General features: G+C 36.3%; 13 protein-coding genes and 4 pseudogenes. 13 read left to right on the top strand and 4 right to left on the bottom strand.

Features of this window, described 5'->3' with window-relative positions; genetic code table 11:
• The first annotated feature begins 1149 nt into the window (after positions 1-1149).
• Positions 1150-3891 carry an alkaline phosphatase family protein gene (locus COD92_RS17605; RefSeq protein WP_098996432.1) on the top strand — a complete coding sequence of 914 codons (2742 nt, stop codon included), beginning with the start codon at positions 1150-1152 and terminating at the stop codon, positions 3889-3891.
• Positions 3892-5095: 1204 nt separating this feature from the next.
• On the opposite strand, the gene COD92_RS17600 is transcribed toward COD92_RS17605, so the two are convergent.
• Entirely contained in the window at positions 5096-5374 is a 279-nt protein-coding gene (locus COD92_RS17600; RefSeq protein ID WP_098528957.1) for a hypothetical protein, read from the bottom strand.
• A 1133-nt stretch (positions 5375-6507) separates the two neighbouring features.
• On the opposite strand from COD92_RS17600, the pseudogene COD92_RS33385 reads away from it, so the two are divergent.
• Together COD92_RS33385 and COD92_RS33380 are read left to right on the top strand one after the other, a co-directional pair.
• Positions 6508-6738 (top strand): annotated as a pseudogene (locus COD92_RS33385) (PfkB family carbohydrate kinase); the annotation flags it as partial.
• 75 nt (positions 6739-6813) lie between these two features.
• Positions 6814-7204, top strand: a pseudogene (locus COD92_RS33380) (glycoside hydrolase family 32 protein); the annotation flags it as partial.
• A 1533-nt stretch (positions 7205-8737) separates the two neighbouring features.
• Here the strand turns inward: COD92_RS33380 and COD92_RS17585 are convergent.
• The 3 genes and pseudogenes from COD92_RS17585 to COD92_RS17575 form a co-directional block, all read right to left on the bottom strand.
• Positions 8738-9703: a 3-hydroxyacyl-CoA dehydrogenase family protein gene (locus COD92_RS17585; RefSeq protein WP_098528959.1), complete on the bottom strand. Its 966-nt coding sequence runs from the start codon at positions 9701-9703 to the stop codon at positions 8738-8740.
• Between the two features lie 164 nt (positions 9704-9867).
• Complete coding sequence (locus COD92_RS17580; protein WP_098529003.1) at positions 9868-11322, bottom strand: gluconate:H+ symporter; 1455 nt, start codon at positions 11320-11322, stop codon at positions 9868-9870.
• 315 nt (positions 11323-11637) lie between these two features.
• A pseudogene (locus tag COD92_RS17575) lies at positions 11638-11790 on the bottom strand (IS3 family transposase); the annotation flags it as partial.
• A gap of 566 nt (positions 11791-12356) precedes the next feature.
• On the opposite strand from COD92_RS17575, the gene COD92_RS17570 reads away from it, so the two are divergent.
• The 10 genes and pseudogenes from COD92_RS17570 to COD92_RS33370 all read left to right on the top strand — a co-directional run bounded on the left by COD92_RS17570 (position 12357) and on the right by COD92_RS33370 (position 21402).
• Positions 12357-12533, top strand: a complete 177-nt coding sequence (locus COD92_RS17570; protein WP_098528961.1) for an SDR family NAD(P)-dependent oxidoreductase — start codon at positions 12357-12359, stop codon at positions 12531-12533.
• A gap of 1752 nt (positions 12534-14285) precedes the next feature.
• Positions 14286-14507 (top strand): SRPBCC family protein, encoded by a 222-nt coding sequence (locus COD92_RS17555; protein ID WP_098528966.1) that lies wholly within the window; start codon positions 14286-14288, stop codon positions 14505-14507.
• Between the two features lie 693 nt (positions 14508-15200).
• Positions 15201-16679 carry an aldehyde dehydrogenase gene (locus COD92_RS17545; protein WP_098529005.1) on the top strand — a complete coding sequence of 493 codons (1479 nt, stop codon included), beginning with the start codon at positions 15201-15203 and terminating at the stop codon, positions 16677-16679.
• 126 nt (positions 16680-16805) lie between these two features.
• Positions 16806-17585 carry a 2-keto-4-pentenoate hydratase gene (locus tag COD92_RS17540; protein WP_098528969.1) on the top strand — a complete coding sequence of 260 codons (780 nt, stop codon included), beginning with the start codon at positions 16806-16808 and terminating at the stop codon, positions 17583-17585.
• A 44-nt stretch (positions 17586-17629) separates the two neighbouring features.
• Entirely contained in the window at positions 17630-18418 is a 789-nt protein-coding gene (locus tag COD92_RS17535; protein WP_098528970.1) for a 2-keto-4-pentenoate hydratase, read from the top strand.
• A 59-nt stretch (positions 18419-18477) separates the two neighbouring features.
• Entirely contained in the window at positions 18478-18666 is a 189-nt protein-coding gene (locus tag COD92_RS17530; protein WP_098528972.1) for a 4-oxalocrotonate tautomerase, read from the top strand.
• Between the two features lie 442 nt (positions 18667-19108).
• Positions 19109-19282, top strand: a complete 174-nt coding sequence (locus tag COD92_RS32080; RefSeq protein ID WP_176541128.1) for a hypothetical protein — start codon at positions 19109-19111, stop codon at positions 19280-19282.
• A 169-nt stretch (positions 19283-19451) separates the two neighbouring features.
• A complete protein-coding gene (locus tag COD92_RS33375) occupies positions 19452-19637 on the top strand; it encodes a helix-turn-helix domain-containing protein (protein ID WP_098529007.1) in 186 nt (61 codons plus the stop codon).
• A gap of 989 nt (positions 19638-20626) precedes the next feature.
• A pseudogene (locus COD92_RS32075) lies at positions 20627-21181 on the top strand (SDR family NAD(P)-dependent oxidoreductase); the annotation flags it as partial.
• Between the two features lie 128 nt (positions 21182-21309).
• The gene (locus COD92_RS33370; RefSeq protein WP_255286593.1) at positions 21310-21402 is read left to right on the top strand and encodes an SDR family oxidoreductase; all 93 of its coding nucleotides are present in this window, start codon (positions 21310-21312) and stop codon (positions 21400-21402) included.
• Positions 21403-21422: the final 20 nt, after the last annotated feature.

Below are 21422 nucleotides of genomic sequence, written 5' to 3'. Positions count from 1 at the left end.
GCGATAATACTGTTAATGATAATGTGACTGTACGTATTCATTTTCTCAATTAGAATCTCCTCCACTAACCTCTAAATATTATTTCTTTCAATAATATTTAACTAAAAGAATGTAAAGTAATAGGAAAGAGAGTGTAAATGAATTGTAAAAAATCATTAGAATCTGATGAGAAATAATAATAACTATCTAGGAGAGATATGGCTCAAAAATGCCCGAAACATAACGGCTACTCAAAACATTAAAGGGGATATTATCTCCACAAATCCCACATTGGAAAGGGGAATTGCGAATTGATAGAAGAGAAGGGACTGGGCGGAAAGAAAATTCATAGGGTGAACCTGTCTCTAACGAATAAGCAGTGTTCAAGCTAAATCGACTGGCAACAGCTTGCAACATGAAATCGACAACACTTGCTGGTCTGTTAATCGAATTAAGCTTGAACAATGCAGGGCTAGTGGACAGATTGCAAAAAGAGTACTGCACACAAACTTCATATTTAGAGTAATCCTAGTTAATAATGGTGCAGGAGAGCTAGTTTACTTATTAAAAGGCAGGGAGGATGGTTAAATGAATTGGGTAAGTTTTTTCTCAGGGGTTACTACCGTGTTTATAACTTATGCATTATTTAGTCGTGTGTTGGAGGAGGAACCGGAAGAAAATTGAAGTGGATGAGGCAGGAGTAGTTAAATGCCTTATCTGGCCGATACGTCACACTTTCCTGTCAAACTTGCCGTAAAATAAAAAAGCATCGTGAAGTGGAAACTAATCTTTACCAATGTACGAAATGTAAACGCCATGTAGATTTAAGGTGATTTACTTAGAGATTCTTATGTGAACAGGTAGCGTCTTTCTATAAGGAAGGCGCTTATTTTATCTTCAATTGGGTGACCTGATTTGGTTGGTGGTAAGGGCAATTTTGGAGGATTGTTATGTTAATCCTATTAGGGGCTATTTTAATTATAGCAAAGGTTTAATACGTAAATCACATTTGTGTAAGAATTGTATATCTTAATATAACATAGATTTACCAATTACTAGAATAGTTAAATAGTCTGAAGATTCTTCATAAATTTTTTACATTAGCTTGATAAGAGATTCATAGATCATCAGTATCCTTTTTGTATGCGAAAAAAATAAGGGGTGATGATTTTGTTTAAGAAATTAAGAAAAAAGAGAAGGGTGCTTGCTGCACTTACTTTAGGTACATTCCTTCTTGGTTCTGCAGGAGTTTACGCTGCACAAGATGGTGTGTTTGGCACAAATCTCGTTGGGAGACAGGCTAATGGCTCGGTTCAAACGCCTGTCAACCAGTTGATTACACCGGCTGGAAAACAAATTGAATTTAATGGTAATCCTATGTCGGTTGCAATCCATCCAAATGGCAAAACTGCAGCGGTCTTGAATGGAAAAGGCCAAGGGCTAAACATGATTGATTTAACAACAGGAAAACAAATGGGCGCGAGCTACTCTTTAAAACTTACTAGTATGTGGGGATTGGCTTATTCAAAGGATGGTAGTTATCTCTATGCGACAGGTTCGTCAGGTTCGACAGGAAAGATTGTCGCAATGTCGATTGCGGGTGACGGCACGCCTACAGTTGAAAAAACATATAATCTTCCTGCAGCAAGTGTCAAAGGGAACATCAACCCGCTTGATCTAACAGTTGGATCTCAGGGTCAGCTTCTTGTCGCACTTAATAGGGACAACTCCCTAGGTGTGGTCGATTCGGCGACAGGCGCATTGTCTGCCCGGATTCCAGTAGGAAATGCACCTACAAGTGTGCTTGTTGACGGCAATACCGCGTATGTGACTAACCAGGGCGGCCGTGTTGCAAAACCAGGCGATACAACAAATAACTCTTCCGGTACGCAAGTAGTTTCGGACCCTAAGACGGGTGCGAGCTCGACAGGAACCGTTTCCGTCGTAGACCTAACGACAAACACGGTCGTTAAGACGATTGAAGTTGGTGTGCACCCAGAGCGGATGACGCAGTCCGGCCAGTACTTGTTTGTAACAAACACCAACAGCGATACTGTATCCGTTATTGATACCAAAACGAATGATGTCGTTCAGACGATTGACATCAAGCCATATCCGGATGCTCCAAAAGGTTCTGCTCCTAATGCAGTCAAGATGTTAGGTGAAAACAAGCTTCTAGTCAGCCTTGGACGTGACAACGCAGTAGCTGTATATGACTGGAACGGACCAGCGGAAGTTCCTGAACTAAAAGGGCTTATTCCCACAGCTTGGTTTCCAGTTGATTTGGCGGTCGATTCAGCCAACAAGCGAATCCTAGTTGCAAACAGTGATGGAATAGGTTCACTCGGACCAGCAAGTAAATTATCGATTCAAGGAATAACGGTAGAAGGGCACTCCTCATATGCGCAAATCGGATCACTATCGATGATTCCATTCCCATCCATGGAAGATTTGGCTCAAGGGACAAAACAGGTCTATACGAACAATGACTGGTTTGGTATGAAAAATAGAAACGCCGAGCCCCGCAACAACAAGAAGCCTGTGGCGATGCCAGAACGTATTGGTGAGCCATCAACGATTAAGCATGTCTTCTATATCGTCAAAGAGAACCGTACCTATGACCAAGTGCTTGGCGATATCGGAAAGGGCAATAGTGAGCCAGCGCTAGTTCAGTTTCCTGAGAAGGTTACTCCGAACTTCCATAAGCTTGCGAATCAATTCCCGCTTTTAGACAATGTTTACGTTGGCGGCATCCAGTCGGCAAGCGGCCATCAATGGATCGTACAAGGAACCAACCCAGATTATCAGGATAAAGAGACCAATACGGGAAATGTACGCAGTTATCCGTATAATGGCGGTGATGCAATGACGTATGCATCCACTGGATTCCTTTGGGACAATGCCATCAAGAACCGCATCAGCTTTGTCAACTACGGGGAATATACCAATCAATTTAAAGGATCTGTAAGTCATGGCTCTTGGACAGATTGGTACAATGATTATCTGAAGATGTCTGGGCAGCAGCAAGGTGATTTACGTGCACCAATGGGTTCCTTCCAGGCAACGAGTGATGTGCCGACACTTAATGATCATACCTATCATCCATTTCCAGGATTTGATACAAAGATACCAGATCAATATCGTGCACAATTATTCCTTGACCAATTCGAGCAATATGTGAAAAACAACAATCTTCCACAACTTGTGACCATGACATTGCCAGATGACCATACGTCCGGAACTGCCACGGGTACACCTACTCCTCAGGCACAAGTGGCCGACAATGACTTAGCGGTTGGTAAAATTGTCGATGCGATTTCACACAGCCCGTACTGGAAAGACTCCGCGATTTTTATTACGGAAGATGATGCACAAAACGGATTAGATCACGTAGATGGACACCGTCAGCCTGCCCATGTCATCAGTCCATGGGTTAAGAGAGGAATCACGAACAGCCATTACTGGACAGTTGTTAACATGACCCGCAGTATTGAGCAAATTCTTGGGTTACCTGCAATGAACCAGACTGACGCTGCAGCAGAACCAATGAGTGAAATCTTTACTGACGAACCTGACTTTACTCCTTATGACGTTGAACAAAATCAAATTTCGCTTACCACGCTAAACGGAACACCTGAAGCCAACTCGGCCGCACTAGCAAATACAACGAAAGTAACACCGGAGGCACAGGAGTTTTCGAAGAAGTGGACGGAATGGTCAAACAAAAATAATGACAAGTTTAGTGGTAAAAACGCTTCACCGGACCAAGTAAATGCAAATATGATGAATCATGCCGTTTGGTACGCTACAAAAGGTTTTGATAAGCCATATCCAGGTGAGAAAAAAGTTCAAACACCAGATGAAGTGGAAAAGCAACCTGAAAGCTTTGCACCATCAACAACTGAAGACTAATCGTTATTTAACGAATAATATTGAAAGAAAAGGGTGTCCAAGTAGGTTTTAGGACACCCTTTTTTGATACTTCAAGGACCTTTTCAAAATAGTATACGTCTGCCCACTTGAATATTTTTGTTAAAAACTTCCCCCAAAAGCCCCCTAATTCTTTGGGGGAGAATACAAAATTCTACAAAGCAGCGTAAAAATAAAAAACTCTAGAAACTGCGTCATATCAACGCTTCTAGTTTTTTTGTGATTGCTATTTAATAAGCAAATCAATAAACGAGAGTAGCACTCAACTAGCTGACCTAATTGGCATACTGCCCCATTTATCTGAATTTGTCCGCATGATTGTCCGCAACAAATTTTTATCTCATTCGCCATTATTTAATACAAGTGCAGTAAAACCTTTATACGAAGCGGTTTTTGTATTTTGATTTCATTGTATTATATATAGTCATGAATGGGCGGCATGATGTAATAATTCCTGGTCTCAAATAGGTTCCCTTTCCCTATGTCAAAAATGAAAGAAGAGGATGAGGTTTGTATAAACCGCAGAGACTTGTACCGTCTTTAGAAGGTTTTAATAGTTTTTTACTTATTGCTAATCGCGGGGACACTTTGGAGACAAATTTGAGCAAACTGTTTCCTAAAACAAAATCTCAATTATAATAAGAATTATTGAAATCCGTTATAACAATAATTTCATTCTGTTATAATCATAAAGTATATCCATCATTGACAGGGTTGGGGTCATATACATTACCACAGATTAATGGTCAATTTGGTAATATGCTAAAGAGCAAAAATATAAAGAAGTAAATAATATTATCTACAGACCACTGAAAACAGAATCTGAAGAAGTTGTCGGTAACATAGGGCGGGTGCCGAATAGAAATAAAGTGGTAACATTTTGGTCACGAACTAAAAATTACTACCGATAATACTAAATAACGAAATTTATTAAATCTACGTAAAACTTTAATAATAACGATTTCCAACAACTATTGATACCTAAAAATAACTTGAAATAACATTTTCCCACTAACTTGAAGACCTATGTCACAGAGTTGGTGAGTTCTTGCTTACTCCACTACGTGCAAGAGATTGAAAAGTCGGCAATATATTAGTAGGTTTTAGAAAGATAACGTAAATAGGTTAAATGGCTACAACTTATAGGTGCAAAATAATAGATCTCAAACTAATTGACCCGGTGATCCTATGCTTGAACATCTTCATTTTCCTTATCTCCTGTATTATATCTAGAAATAGCCACAGTCTGGTCCTTCCTTGAACCTTGTAAAAATATTTGGTCAGATAATTGAGCCGCAATTAATAACTGTGTAGCCACCTTAATAGCTTCTTCTTTTGAAAGCCTGAAACCAACTGTATCCGCATTATCCTTTATTGGATATACCCTTGTCACCTTATAATTAGTTAGATAAGATTGATTCGCCATTTCCTTCAATAACGGTTTCATATATGTGCTTGCACCCATTTTATTTCCTCCTAATATTATTATTAATGATAATGAAAATAAAGATATTGATATTAAGGATGGTTTGAACCCTCCATCTATTATTAACTTGTTTACCCTTTTTTAAAAATTCCATGATTTACTCAACGGTGAGTCCCATTTCAAGAGCCTCTTCAATTAATTTCATCCATTCTAAATCCATTTCCTTTTTTCATGTAACACTGAATAATCATCGTTATTCCTTTTTAATAGTAGAAGGATCACCGTCGTACGATGTACTTTTTTCTTTGAAGATGAAAAGCATTTATAGCGTCATACAGAAATTATTACGATAAATTTAAAAAGTAAAAAAGCCCAGAGCATCAATCCCTCGACCAAGTATAATTATAGGTATTTTTTTAATAATTTTAATTACTTTATTAGGCTAATTTCCTCTCTTCCGACACACGTAAATAACGGACTAAATATGGACTTATCACATATCTTCCTTCATCATTTTCAACAATGAAATACTTGTAACGTTCCATTTTTTCAATTATTTCTTTTTCAATGTCTTCTTTTTTTACATTTATTTTTTTATGATTTTTTCGGTAATAATTTCATTTTCAAAAGTATAACAAACAGTAAATTCCTTAACACTAAATACCCCTTAAATTAATTATTAAGTAATCACTTATTTTTCTTCCAAGACTTTGAACACGAAATACATAGCCAAATCGCTAAAATGAAGGATAATATTCCAGCTAATTCAGAACTAATTCGTTTTGTTTGGTCAATAAATATTGCATATGTACCAAAGATTAAACCCAAACAAATTAATATAATATCATATATAGATGTCTTCATTTGATTGCTCCTTTGCTTACACTCAAAAATATTCGAAATATATTTTATTTTTTAAGGGTATTTTTATAAGTTTTTTATTATCTTAAGATTCTTATTTCCATTTTTATAGGTAAAAAGTTAACTAAAAGATTGTATTTTTGACTATATAGAAAAGAGGACACACCTCTTCTTCATTCTAGTTTTTCAGATGCGGAAACAATGAAATATTATCCAGCCCCATTTAGCTTAGAACAAAAGCAAAACTGGATTTGATCGACTTTTTAGGGTAATGAGTGCCTTGAAGTGGTGATTTCGTTAAATCGCTAACAATGGGGGGCGGGGGAAGTCTTGGATTTTACAAAAATCTGCAAGTAGAAAGACCAGCTTTCCTTCACCAAAATACGATTGAGACAACTGGTGCAGGGGATACTTGTTTCGGTTCAATCATTAACTTTGTGTTGGAATATGGATTAGGAAACCTATCAGAAGCGAATCTGGTCGATATGCTCACGTTCGCAAACGCGGCTGCTCCTTTAATTACAACAAAGAAAGGGGCACTTCGAGTAATGCCGGAAAAAACAGGAAGTGTTAGATTTTATAAAAAGTTTTCAGTAAAAAGAGGGGTGATAAAATTGATGCCAGAAAATCAATTTTATAAAGAAAGATACAGACCACAATTTCATTTCTCGCCTGAAAACAATTAGATGAATGACCCAAATGGGATGGTGTATTACGAAGGAGAATTTCATTTGTTCTATCAGTTTCATCTTTTGAAACGGTATGGGGTTCTATGCATTGGGGACACGCAGTTAGTAGAGACCTAATACACTGGCAGCACCTTCCGATTGCTCTACAACCAGATGAACATGGGGCAATATTTTCCGGCAGTGCTGTCGTGGAATACAATGATTCCACAGGTTTTTTTAATGGAAAAACTGGGCTTATGCCATTTTCACTCATGCAGATGGATCAAAACAAAGACAAAGCCTAGCTTACAGCAATGATAAAGGGAGAACTTGGACGAAGTCTTGAATAGACTTTTTTCAGCGAATGCGACCAGGGCCTTTTCTAGTAATTTCTTTACTTCGTTAACACTATAAAGCAAGTAAGCTTGATTTATCTGTACTCGAGAGAACATAGAGATACTACAAAAACGGGTGCCAGCAAACTTCAAAACTGTGTGTGTCTATAAAAATTTTACCATTCATAATAGATCAAAAAAGTATCGAAAATTATTCACGAGACTTATTATTTGCTAAGAGATTATATTCCTTGCAATAGATTGACTTTGATCTATTTCTGCTAGAGGACGATAGGAATATTAATTTTCTCAAAGAATTTATTATATATATATTTCAACTTATATGTTATTAATTTCATATAATATATGATTGTAGTTATTTCTGATTACATCGTAAATTGCATTATTACTTTTAAATATACATTATATTAATATGAATATTTTAACTCAGAGATAATAAATAAGCCGATAGTGTACGTTAACAATAAACGATCTTTTTAATTGATCGTCTATAGCAAGCAAGATGTAGCAAATCATTCTAGTGACGACGATGAGTCTTCGTCTTTTCTATAATTTAAAAGGACGTTCCATGCATGAGTGCGGAACGTCCCTTTTTGTGTGTCACAAAACAGTTGTTGGTGTGAGTGAACATAAAATATAGAGAAAAAAATAAGCCTTAAGAACAATTCTTGAGGGCCTCAAACAATATATAAAAGGGGGTCAGTGAAAAAGTTTTTCACTTCATGTTTATTATCTTAAATTATCAACCTTAACTAATTTTTATTTTTAATGGAATTAGGAACTCCATTTGAATGTAAGGCTTGCTTTTGATGTAGTTCCGAAAAGGTGGAGAACTTATTGCGTGAATCAAGAAAATTAACTCTTGTCTTAAATACTGATGATCAAGAGCAAAGTTTCAGATTATTTAATATCAAGCGCAATTTTGGGATATCGGGAAATTACAGCAATAGAAGGAAATTTTCTATTAGCTAAAAACCTAAAAGCGAAAGGGCATGAGTTTCACTATTCCACCTTTGTTCCAAAAACGGAAATTCCGTATGCTTACTATACGAAGGGCATGCAAGGATTAAAAAAGAGGGCTATATGAAAGAAAAGTTAATCGCGCGTTATACACACTTTCATTTTGGTTCTTGCCCTAATCGTTAAAGGGAGTAACTAATACAGTGGAGGAATTAAGTTTAGAAGAGGAAATAGAGATATTAGAAAATAAGATTAAATTTTATTCAGCAACAGGTGCATTGGCAGAACTAGAAGGACTAAAGAAAGCGCTAAACAATAAATAGCTTTTGAACTAAGAAGGGAATTCGCCTTTGAAGGAAATGTTTCTTCAGTAGCCTTTTTCTTCTTCAAGTAACAGGAGAGTTGAACTTAAAATAAGTGTTCTTTGGGTCCGAGGGTAAATCTAAGTTAATCAACAAAAGCTTTTTCTATCCCAGAATCGGAGACGTTGTACGGAGCAAAAAAAAGAAGCCGGCTAAACCAACTTCTTTCTCACTATTTTTAAACTGTCACATTGCTTATTTAACTGCTGATGCTGTTTTTTCCTTCTTTGCTTCTTTGTCTTGAATTAATTTTAGAAGATCTAGGAAATTATCATCACGTGTATAAATTGCTTTTGCCCCATTATCATCGTATTCATAGAAACCTTTATTTGAACGAATACCATGTTCACTTTTTTCGACCATTTCTTTTAAGAATTTAGGAACTTCTCTTGTATTCGATAAATCCTGCTCGATGTTGTATACCATAGCTTGTGTTGTTTGCAGACCTGCTAAATCCTGACTTTCCATTGGTCCGCAAAAAGCCCATTTAAAGCCCATGCTTCCTCTTACAGCGATATCAATATCTTCTGCCGTACATACTCCCAATTCAATTAAGTTGAAGCATTCCCGTAGAAAAGCTACTTGTATGCGGTTAACGATAAAGCCGGTAATCTCTTTTTTAAGTACCACTGGAGTTTTACCGATTTCTTTCATTAGGTCATAAGTTACTTTTACGACATTTTCATCTGTCTTCTCAAATTTAGCAATTTCCACAATTGGTACAAGTTGTGGAGGGTTAAAGTAGTGTGTAATGATAAATCTTCCTGGATGTTTTGCTCTTTGTGTTAATTCTTTTAATGGGAAAGTAGATGTATTAGATGCAATAATCGTTTTTTCAGAGACAATGCTTTCAATAATCTCGTAAGTATCTAATTTTGTCTCAAGCACTTCTGGAATAGATTCTAGAATAAAATCAGTATCCTGGATCGCTTCAAGTAAATCTGTTGTATATTTAATATTATCCAAAGTCTGCTCCATTTTTTCTTGTGACAGCATTCCTTTATCAACCATAATTTTCAAGCTGTTCGTAATCATTTTTTTTGCTGTTTCCAATGATGTCTCGCGTCTAGCTTGAATACGTACAATATATCCTGCTTGTGCAAGTAATTGAGCAACGCCATGACCCATAATACCTGCTCCAAGTACTGTGATGATCTTCATTTAAATACCCCATTTCGTATTATATTTTCTTCATTTTTAATAATTAGAATAGAAAGTCTATTAAAAATAGGAAGCATCTTGCTATTTATTTTTATAATAGTAACTTCATTGTGAAAGGAATTTATCAGATAGCTTTCTCTTGGTGTTATGTTAATATATAAAGATTAAACAGAAATATTTTTAATTTGCTTCTTCTTGTTTCCAGCCCCTTCAATCGTGTGAATAACAACTGCAGCAACTAGGATAGCTGCAATGGTTACACCAGCTAATATGACAGAAGTATCCATTAAGAGGACAAGAATAATTCCAACAATTGATGCTACTGATGAAAGAATCGTATATGTCGCAAATGTTTCTTTCATTGATAAGCCAAAAAATTCTTTTACCATCCAGAAGCCAGGATCATTTACGTGTGAAGCAAAAGCTGTTCCCGCTCCAGTAGCAAGAGCAACAAGTGCTAAGTTTGCCTCAGGATATGATTCTAGCATTGGAAGGACCAATCCGGCAGTTGATAATGCTGCAACAGTTCCTGAACCTAAACAAATACGGAAAATTACGGCAATAATCCACGAAAGAAGAACTGGAGAAATGGAAACATCAGTAAACAGACTAGCAATATATTCCCCAACTCCGCCATCTATAATAACTTGTTTGAATGCACCACCACCACCAGTAATTAAGATTAGCAAACCAATCGCGTTTATGGATGCCCCTGCAGAGGACGTTAAGTCTTTCATTGGAGTTTTCCTGGCAATTCCCATTGTATATATAGCTAATAATAGTGAGATTAACAAAGCTACTGGAGCGTTTCCGACAAAACGAATAATTACAACTAAAAGATTATCGGCAAATCCCAATTGTTTTTGGAAAATATCTAAAAAAGCTGCTGCAAACATCAATAGAATCGGGAATACCGCTGTTAAGACACTGATTCCAAATCCAGGTGTTTCTTCTAATTTCCATATTTTTTGATCTCCTATTGCTTCCGCATTGCCTGTTTTTTCAAAAGCACTTGGGATCCACTTTTTGTTGATTTTAGGAAACCAAACTCCCGCAACTACAATTGTTGGTATCCCAATAATGATTCCGTATATTAATACCATGGCGAGGTCTGCTCCGTACTCCTGTGTAACGGCAGTGATTCCTGGATGAGGTGGCAAGAAACTGTGTGCGACAACTAAAGCACCTGCTAACGTAAGGCCAAAGTGTGTAATGGAGATCTTTAGTTCCTTAGAAATCATATAGATGATTGGAACTAATAGAATAAAGGCAACGTCCCAGAATAAAGCAATTCCTACGATAAAGGAAGAAGCAGCAATTGCCCATTGCACATTCCTTCTTCCAAACTTATCGATTAATGTCATTGAAATTCGATAGGCTCCACCTGCATCAGCGATCAAACGACCAATCATCGCTCCGAAACCTAAGATTAGCGCTATATGTCCTAAAGTACCTCCTAATCCAGTTTCTACTGAAGTGACTATTCCACCTAGCGGCATCCCTAATGCCAGCGCCACAACAAACGAGGAAATAATCAATGAGATGAAAGCGTTTAATTTGAAGACCGTGATTAAAATAATTAATAGAATAACCCCAAGTGCAACCATTAATAATGGCATTTTCATTTTCCCCCCTTTTTATATAACCCTAAATCTTCCATTAACTTATAGGATCCCCTTTGTCTTAAACATTCAGAAAATAAATATTTTATATATATTGAAATTTTCTGAATGTTTATAGTGTAATAAAAAGCTATTGAAATATCTAATAGAATATAATTTATAAAAAGGCGGTTTTTTTAAAATATTTTTTATAGTTGTAAGTCAATAAGGGGATCTAGAAGGAGAAAATATTACTGTATTGATTAATAATTCTTATTTAGAAAATCAGAGCCATATTAGGAGGAGAAAACAAGATGGTACAAACAGCAACAAAATTTCTCTTGCGAATTTGCCCTTCTCTTTTTCCACAATAAATATAGGCTTAAATTGATCAGTATAAGTGATTCCTTTTGAGCTTACAGATTTAACGTAATTATTAGCTGATTGCTACTTGATCTCTTTCTCTATGAAGATCTTTTTACTCATAATTACTCCGTCTCCATCTAGGTAGACTTTTTTTAAGTACTCTATTAGGGTACATTTTATAGGGATAACTGCTTTTTTTTTTGGAAAAAAATATTTGGAAGGATTTAAATAGAAAGATGTTTTTTTGTTTATTCGTGGTTTTATTTTTGATTTCCAACACCCCTTACCCTTTTTTAATTAAATGTTTTTTAGAACTCACTCAGGACAACGAAGTCTAGTCATTATTCCTATTAAAACATTTCCTTGCACTAGAATTAACAATGTATTCATTGTGTTTATATATTAATAAAATCTTGAATTTTGGCTTTAGAAGAAAGATTATTTCGATTAGAATTACATGGGGAAAAGATTTAAAATTAAATTAATCAAGATAATATTCTGATATATTTTAATTACAATTTTAGACCATAGCACACTGTGTTAAGTTTTGGATGCGATTACATTTGGCTGAGGTATCCGGATCAATGCTAGTTTTTGTGCATTTGATAGTTGCACGACAAAAAGGAAACAGACCTTTTTCATTACAAACCAAAAAAGAGATAACAAGGAAAAGAGGAGATTTTAGCATGTCGAGTCAATCACAAGCCTATTTTTTGGAAGGAAGAGTAGCCGTTGTAACAGGTTCTACACAAGGAATTGGGAAGGCGGTTGCAATCGGTTTATCACAAGCAGGTGCGACTGTATTGGTTACAGGAACCAATCCGGAACGTACGAAGAAAGTCACCGAGGAAGTGGCCCGATAAACAGGGCGGGAAACAGACTACTTTATTGGTGATCTATCCAAAGATGAAAACGTTATCTAGATGGTGCTCGGTAGCTGACAGGTAACTGGTGGCTAAGGTTGAATCCCTGTGTCAAAGTAACTCTTTGAGAGTGCTAGCAAATTAACAGACAGGTTGTAACCTAAAGTGAATCCTGTCGCCTCGTCGGAAGAAATACGGGTTTTGCTTACCCTATACCAAGTAAAATTACAGAATTTTCCTAGGAGGATTAAAACACTGTTTCATAGGTAGAGTCTAATTAGAAAGGAGCATTCATTATGGTAATGGTTTGTAAAGAACATCTCACCAAAGGATTGGAATTACTTCCTGTTCCACATGTAAAAAAAATGTCTGCCCAAACAAAAAATACATGTTCCTTTTGTGGCAAACAGGCGGAACTAAAATTATTTCTTCTTCTTAGCGTTAGAGAAAAAATATCATTTAATCTGATTCATTCATAGTAATTTAAGATTTAAGCTATAGCCTTGTATATAAACTTTCTCACCCAATTTGGTTTGCGCTAAAAAAATGAAAAAAGAATCCACTTTTATTAGAGTTTAAGTAACCATTTCGTATAGGTGGTCTTTTTTATATAAAACGGTTTCCAGCATTTTATCTTCAAGTCTTATGTCCAAATCAAAAGCAACATCTGACCGAAAAACATATCGAGAAAATACATCAGCAGAAACAATAATATGAGTTGGGAATTGGGAATCTTCTACATCATCATATCTCGCTCCGCCCATTCCTTTTTTTACGAACGTTGTTCAAGCAGTAAATCATTTTATCGGTATTAATCCAGAACCTTCCAAAAGATTTGTTTTGTAATGGCTTCTGTTCGTGTCGTCCAAAAATTCTAAGTATCTGCGATAAACCCATTCCAATTTACTATAATAAGTTTTTACCCCAATACCTAGAACATCAATAGTTTTTGAAACCGGCATTTTATTTACCAATAGCTTGATGAATAACGGCAGGATGCCATTTCATTTTTGGTTAAAGGTAGATGTTTTCTTCTGGCAGGCATCATATTTCCCACACTCTTTACACTGCCATCGCTGCGTGCAAGTTTTGCTTTTTTCTCTTTTGTAGAAATAGGAAGGATGTTCAACTGGATTGATATCTGAATTTACATACTTTTCCTTATGAAATTGGTATTCAGACACAACATCCTTCACAGAATTAATACGGATTCAGTGTTCTACTTCCTGTGCGATGCTCTAATTAGAATTGGGTGTGGTGGTGCAATCGAATGTCATACCTTGATTAGGTTATATAGCGTCACAAGTTACATTGAATTGATTTGTGTCCCGCTTTCCGGATGAGTTTGTACCGATAAGGTTTATTCTTGACCGCAGTAAATCGTGTTTGTGGCTTTCCGAACCACTTGCAAAACGGATTGATACAAAAATTATATTGAATGGAATGTTTAATCCCATTTAATCGAAATGTAACTGGAAGAAACAATGGTTTACTATATTATTAACAGCATATTCATTGTGTTTATATATAAATAAAATCTTGAATTCGGGCGCTATAAGAAAGATAATTTCGATTAGAATTACATGGTCAAAAGATTTAAAATTAAATTAATTAAGATAATATTCCGATATATTTAAATATTAACATTTTAAAATATTGATATTATCTGAAAAATACATTAGACGCTGATTACCGTAGCACGTTGGGTTAACTTTTGGATGCGATTACATTTGGCTGAGGTGCCCGGGTTCGATGCTAGTTTTCGTGCATTTGATAGTCTCGACAAGAAGGAATCAGACCAGCTATTTAAAGTTTTTAGGGCCAGGCGGTTTTGCGACTCCGAATGATAATGAAGCACTTGAACTATGCCAGGAAGGCTTTTTAAATACTAAAGAAGTCGGATGGAATGATATTTCCAAAGGAATGAACAGGGAAATTCTCCAAGCAATGGATGAAGAACAAATGCGTTCCTGATGGCGTGAATGGGATAAACGGAGGACAGCAGCGGAAAGCAAAAATGAAGAAGCTGGGAAGGTGAAAGTATGAACATAACACGTCAGGAAATTGAGGATCTTTTAGTCCATGAGGCGGAACCTCTGGAAAGTTTAAGCTAAAGGAGTGGGCTACATTATTCGCAAGCAATGGAACGTATGTGATTCATACCATCGGAAATCCTGATGCGGACTTTAAAAAATTTCTTCGTTCATGATGATCGAACCCGTCTAGAACAGGGGCGTTACGATTATTGAAAAAAGAGGCCCATGTAGAATATCCGCACTCAACCACTCTTCACAATATCAAGAATGTAAGAATCGTTAGTAATGAAGGGGATGCCGTAAGGTAAGCTGGATTTGCTCAACCTATCCCACAAAACGTGAAGTGCTCGATAATTATGTAGGAGTCAACGAATCCATCTTGGTAAAAGAAAAAGAAGAATTAAAGATTCAATCCAAGAAAGTCATCCTAAAACTAGACAGTCTCCGTCCGCACGGAAAAGTAAGCATTATCTTAAAATTTAGGTTGGGTCAGACGTACACTTTTTTAACTCTTTTAAGTGAAGTGGAAAGTTCCATAAACAAATTAGCATTAACATAAAGCATGTAAGCATTAACGCTATATTTAGAAAATATTTAAATCAAAACCAAGGAGGAATTATGAATGGTGCAAATCGAAACTAAAACTGTAGTTGAACCTATCGTAAAACCATTTGATTGTTTACATTATATCGACGGTAAATTTGTTGAATCTGTAGATGGAAAAACGTTTAATAACGTGAACCCTGTAACTGAGGAAGTTTATGGTACAGTTGCAGAAGGAAGCTCGGCAGATATTGATTTAGCTGTTAAAGCTGCTAAACGTGCTTTTGAAGAAGGCCCATGGGGAAAAATGACTGTAAATGAACGTTCAAGAATTATCCGCACAGTTGGTGACATTCTTGAAGCAAGTCAAGAAGAAATCGCACAATTAGAATCATTAGATACTGGTAAGCACCTTAAATTCTCACGTCACGTTGATGCTCCTCGTGCAGCAGCAAACTTCCATTTTTTTGCTGATTACATGATTTCTATAGGAACAGAGGCATACCAAGATGAAACTCACAATGCGCTTAACTACGGATATCGCCGCCCGATTGGAGTAGTAGGATTAATCCAGCCATGGAATCTTCCATTATTCTTATTAACATGGAAATTAGCTCCAGCTTTGGCTGCAGGATGTACAGTAGTGATTAAGCCATCTGAATTAACCCCAATGACTGCAACAAGATTAATGGAAATTCTTAAAGAAGCTGGTGTTCCGGATGGAGTTGTAAACTTGGTTCACGGTTTTGGACCTGGTGCTGGAAGTGCAATCAACAAACACCCTGACATTGCAGGTATCGGTTTTATCGGGCAAGTATCTACAGGTGCTAAAATCATGGAAGAAGCTGCGCCTTCACTAAAAAAGCTTTCTTTCGAATTAGGCGGTAAAAACCCTAACATTATATTTGCAGATGTGGATATTGATGAAGTAGTGGCAACAACCATTAGATCAAGTTTTACAAATCAAGGGGAAGTTTGTGTCTGCGGTTCAAGAATCTATGTTGAACGCCAAATTTTTGATGAATTCGTAGAAAAATTTGCATCTAAAACAAGAGAATTAAAAGTTGGCGATCCATTTGATATGAGCAATGATCAAGGCGCATTAGTCGCCAAAGTACACTATGATAAAGTAATGAGCTACCTGAAAATTGCTGAAGAAGAAGGTGGTACTTTCGTTACAGGCGGTAAGCGCCCTGATGGTTTGGATAAAGGATATTTCATAGAACCAACCATCATTACTGGTCTAGATGACAGATCTCGTTGTGTTCGTGAAGAAATCTTTGGACCGGTTGTTACAGTTATTCCATTTGACTCAGAAGAAGAAGTGATTGCGGCAGCAAACGATACTCGGATGGGCTTAAGTAACACAATCTGGACTAACGATATCCGTCGTGCACACCGTGTAGCCCAAAAAATTGTATCAGGTTTATCTTACATCAACTGCTGGTTTGTACGTGATCTTAGAACTCCATTCGGAGGTACGAAAGACAGTGGACTAGGTCGTGTTGGCGGTAGTCACAGTTGGGAATTCTACACTGAAATAACTAATATTTGTGTTAAACTTTAATTTTTAGTTTTTAACATAGATATGTTGCACGGTTTAAATAAGATATACCGTGCAACTTTTTTGAATGTTTCTCAGCTTATACTAAACAGTCTCAAAATACATTTATAATAGAAAGGATATATTCAATTGACTAGTAAAATTGAAAAGATTGCTGCTAAATTATTAGAAGCTGAAAAAAAACGCGTTGGAATTAATCCGCTAACTGTGGTAGATCCAGAAATTACTGTCGATGTGGCATATAATATTCAATTGGAAAATATTAAAAAGAAGGTAGCTGAAGGACAGAAAATTGTTGGCAAAAAAATTGGATTAACCTCTGTTGCCGTACAAAAAATGTTGGGTGTTGATGAGCCTGACTATGGACATCTATTAGACAGCATGGTCGTTGAAAATGGCGGTACTATTTTTTATGAAACCATGCTTCAGCCAAAAGTAGAAGGTGAAATAGCATTTATTTTAAAGAAAGATTTAAAAGGTCCGAATGTGACTGTTCTTGATGTGCTGCAAGCAACAGATTATGTTGTTCCTGCTTTAGAAATTGTTGATAGTCGGATACAAGATTGGAAAATTAAGCTACCAGACACGGTCGCTGATAATGCTTCATCCGGATTATTTGTATTGGGTGGCAAGCCTACAAAAATTAAAGATATTAATCTGGAATTAATGGGCATGGTACTTTTGCAAAATGGTGAAGTTGCCAATACAGGTGTTGGAGCAGCTGCACTTGGAAATCCGGCAACTTGTGTTGCATGGCTGGCGAATCGTTTAGCAGATTATGATATTACTCTTAAAGCAGGTGAAGTAATCCTTTCGGGTGCACTTTCCGGCATGGTTGTCGTTAATCCGGGCGACAATTTTACAGCAAGATTTGCTCATCTTGGTCAAGTAAGCGTTAACTTTAAATAATTGGCTTAAATAGATACTGAATCTGGATCAAAGGAGGAAAAGGAATGGCAAGTGATATTATTAAACAAATTGCTGATTACTTAGTTGCTGCAGAAGAAGAAAAACGTGAAGTTGTAAAGGTAACTAAGACGTTTAAATCTGATTTAACAGTTGAGGAAGCTTATCAGGCACAGGAACTGCTTGTTCAAAAAAAATTAGACGAGGGCCGAAGAATCATTGGCCCTAAGATGGGATTAACAAGCAAGGCGAAGTGGGAACAAATGGGCGTTACTGAGCCAATTTATGGATATGTGTTTGATTATATGTTGATCGATAACGCTGGTGTTCTTCCATTTTCTGATCTGATCCATCCAAAAGTGGAGGCAGAAATTGCGTTTTTGATTGGCGAAGATATTGAAGGACCAGGAATTACCGGCTCACAAGTGTTAGCTAAAACAGAGTATGTTTTACCTGCACTTGAAATTATTGATAGCCGTTATGAAAATTTTAACTTTACCCACACAGATGTAATTGCTGATAATGCATCTACTTCAAGGGTCGTATTCGGTAATACACTTCGAAAACCAAATGACTTTGAACTTGAATTAGTAGGGGCAACCTTATCGATTAATGGCCAAATTAAAGAATTGGGCGCTGGAGCTGCCGTTTTAGGACATCCTGCCAATGCCATTGCAGTATTGGCAAACATGCTCGCCAGAAAAGGAGATAAAATTAAAAAAGGCGAAATCATATTATCGGGAGCCTTAACAAGTGCAATATTGTTAAAAGTTGGCGACGTTGTTTCAGGTAAATTTGATGGCCTGGGCGAAGTAACTTTCTCTGTTGGTAAATAAATGAGCAATTTTAAAACATATTACAATAGGAAAATATAATTTATGAAAGGGGAATTACCATGCCAGTTATTCAAGTAAGTATTTTGGAAGGCAGACCACCTGAAAAAATAAAAGCATTAATTGAAAATATTACTAATACTGTTGTTGAAACATTAGTTGTACCAAAAACTAGCGTTCGAGTATTGGTAAATGAAATGCCAAAAACTCATTGGGGAGTTGCCGGTGTACCGGTTTCTGATAGAAAATAAACGAATAAGCATGAGTCTAGTAACTTTGTTCTAGAAAATTGACAAACTATTAGTTGTTTTTATAAAGGTAATTTTTCACAACCTTAGAAATAAAAAATTAAAACTCCCTATATTTTTTGAAAGGGAGTTCAGACTGTCGACAAATTCGAAAATATTCGGGTTTGTCGATATACCTGAGGTATTGACATCCCCTTAAGCGAGGTTCACTACACCTCTTCTTGTTATTACTCATATCGTTATGATTAGCCATAGTAGAAATAGATTTAAAGGCATACCCATTCATCTTATTGAATTGGTATTTTTTATATCTGTCTGATTTAATCGTTTCATTAACGAATTTTTTTATCATGTTAATCTATTGTTTTCAGGTCTATCTTCCAGGTGCAAACTCATTATAAAAAAATTGCAGACATCGGTAAATAAATATGGAGGAAAATATAAAATGACAGTATCTGAACTCATTGAAAAACTAGAGAAATTGGATATTCAAGATGCACAGATAGTGCTTAAAGATTCATCAGATGAATATTTAGATATAGGAGAGATTGAAAGTATTTTAGGATTCTATTATGTAATTCATCCAGTTTCAACAAATAGGAGCCAGGAGGAAAAGTAACGGGTTCTCTTTTCGGAGGGAAGGTAACTTTTTTAGCAGTAAATAAAACTGTAATAAACAATATTTTAGCATTAGAAAAAGGCAACTTAATGAAGTTACCCTCTTAAGTTGGACTAATAATCCAACTTAAGGGGGTTTTTAATAGTTTTCAAGTGATTTTAGAAAATAGATTGTATCAGAGTATTTAGAAGGAGGGGGAGGATCAAGAGAACTGGTAAAGAAATTTAGCATTGGTAGTCCTCAAACTATACTTGATTGGGTAAATCGCTACGAAAAATATGGGGATAAAGCATTCAATATACGAAGTTCTAAATGTGTCTATGATGGTAACTTAAAGTTGGAAGTACAAGAATGAGGTGTAGTAACAGAGCATCATTACCCGAAACTCCTCTTCATTTTGATTTATCTACACCTAGTACAATTTGGTAGTTGGAGAAAAAATACAAAGAGAAAGGTGTCGGAGCTCTGTTCACTCGGAGAGGAAGACCTAAAGATATGACAACTAATCATAAACATAACCTGGGGAAGAATCTATTGAAGTCGAAAAACTACAACTTGAAATTCGAATGTTAAGGATTGAAAATGAGTACCTAAAAAAGCTACAAGCCTTAATGTAGGAACCAGGAGATACCGACAAAAGCAAGTGCAAGTAGTCACTGAATTACCTTTGCGATAAACCTTCAACCTTTTTTAAGAATTTGATATTATGAAATTAAGCCATTTTGATCATCCTATTCGTCCTCTCATATGAAGTAAGTTTAGTCACTTCCTATCATAAGAGAGGTTAATAGAATTGGAAATCATATGGCTCATTTTTTTTGTGATCAAATCGTATAAAAGTGCCTCAAATCTAGATTATCAAAACAAATATAAAGATTCTTTTAGTTTATCCTTTTTATAATTTCGAGCACCCCTTACCCTTTTTTATTATGTCATGTCCATTTAAATGTCTTTAGAATTTACTCAGGACAAACGAAATCTTTTAATTATTCCTCTTAAATCATCTCTTTGCACGCGAATTAACAGCGTATTCATAATGTTTATATATAAATAATATCTTGAATTTAGGCATTAAAAGTAAGAATATTTCGATTAGATTTTCACAAAAAAAAGATTTAAAATTAAATCAATTGAGATAATATTCTGATATTTCGAATGTCAATATGTTCAGATATTATCTGGAAAAATGCATTAAACGCTGTTTACCTAAGTACACTGAGTTAAGTTTTGGATGCGATTACATTTAGCTGAGGTATCCGGATCGATGCTAGTTTTTGTGCAATTGATAGTTGCACGACAAAAAGGAAACAGACCATTTTTACAAGGAAAGGAGGAGATTTTAGCTTGTCGAGTCAATCACAAGCCTATCTTTTGGAAGGGAGAGTAGCAGTTGTAACAGGTTCTTTACAAGGAATTAGGAAAGCGGTTGCAATTGGTTTATCACAAGCAGGTGCGACTGTATTGGTTACAGGAACCAATCTCGAACGTTCGAAGAAAGTCTCCGAGGAAGTGGACCAATTAACAGGGCGGGAAACAGACTACTTTATTGGTGATCTATCAAAAGATGAAAACGTTATCCAGATGGTTGAAGAAGCCATACATAAATGGGACAAAATCGACAGTCTTGTCAATAATGCCGGTGGAGGCGTGATTCTCCCGTTCCTTGAACAAACACCGTAAACCTTAAAAACAACAATCGACCGTAACCTCTGGACCATGCTGTGGTCATGATACAGAGTGTTGCCGAATATGGTGAAACAAAATTACGGAGGGATTATTAACATAGGAGAAGATTCTGTCCGCAATGGTTTATGGGACCATGCAGCCTATAATGCTGCAAAGGGCTGCGTCCATGCCATTGTTTCCGGATTAGGAAGAGAATTAGCCAAAAATAATATTACCGCGAATGTCATCGCTCCCCCGGCAGTAGAGGGGGAATTGCTGGATGAGAACAGAAAGAGAGATACGGGGTTGTTAGACGCTATATTAACATCATTCCAAAAGGAAGAGGGGCCTATCCGGAAGAGGTGGCGGATGCCGTCGAATTCCTTGCTTCCGATAAGGCGACTTTTATTACGGGCCAAGTGATTAGTGTAAATGGCGGAAGCACGATGCAATAAAAATGATTTTAAGGTTTTCT

It is taken from the genome of Bacillus sp. AFS037270 (genome assembly GCF_002585305.1).
This window is presented reverse-complemented; position numbering and strand designations above follow the sequence as displayed.

Excerpts from the sequence above, each read along its gene's own strand:
- COD92_RS17600 (WP_098528957.1), bottom strand. The coding sequence starts at position 5,374 with ATGGGTGCAAGCACATATATGAAACCGTTATTGAAGGAAATGGCGAAT.
- COD92_RS17585 (WP_098528959.1), bottom strand. The coding sequence starts at position 9,703 with ATGAAGATCATCACAGTACTTGGAGCAGGTATTATGGGTCATGGCGTT.
- COD92_RS17580 (WP_098529003.1), bottom strand. The coding sequence starts at position 11,322 with ATGCCATTATTAATGGTTGCACTTGGGGTTATTCTATTAATTATTTTA.
- COD92_RS17570 (WP_098528961.1), top strand. The coding sequence starts at position 12,357 with ATGTCGAGTCAATCACAAGCCTATTTTTTGGAAGGAAGAGTAGCCGTT.
- COD92_RS17555 (WP_098528966.1), top strand. The coding sequence starts at position 14,286 with ATGCTAGTTTTCGTGCATTTGATAGTCTCGACAAGAAGGAATCAGACC.
- COD92_RS17535 (WP_098528970.1), top strand. The coding sequence starts at position 17,630 with ATGGCAAGTGATATTATTAAACAAATTGCTGATTACTTAGTTGCTGCA.
- COD92_RS17530 (WP_098528972.1), top strand. The coding sequence starts at position 18,478 with ATGCCAGTTATTCAAGTAAGTATTTTGGAAGGCAGACCACCTGAAAAA.
- COD92_RS32080 (WP_176541128.1), top strand. The coding sequence starts at position 19,109 with ATGACAGTATCTGAACTCATTGAAAAACTAGAGAAATTGGATATTCAA.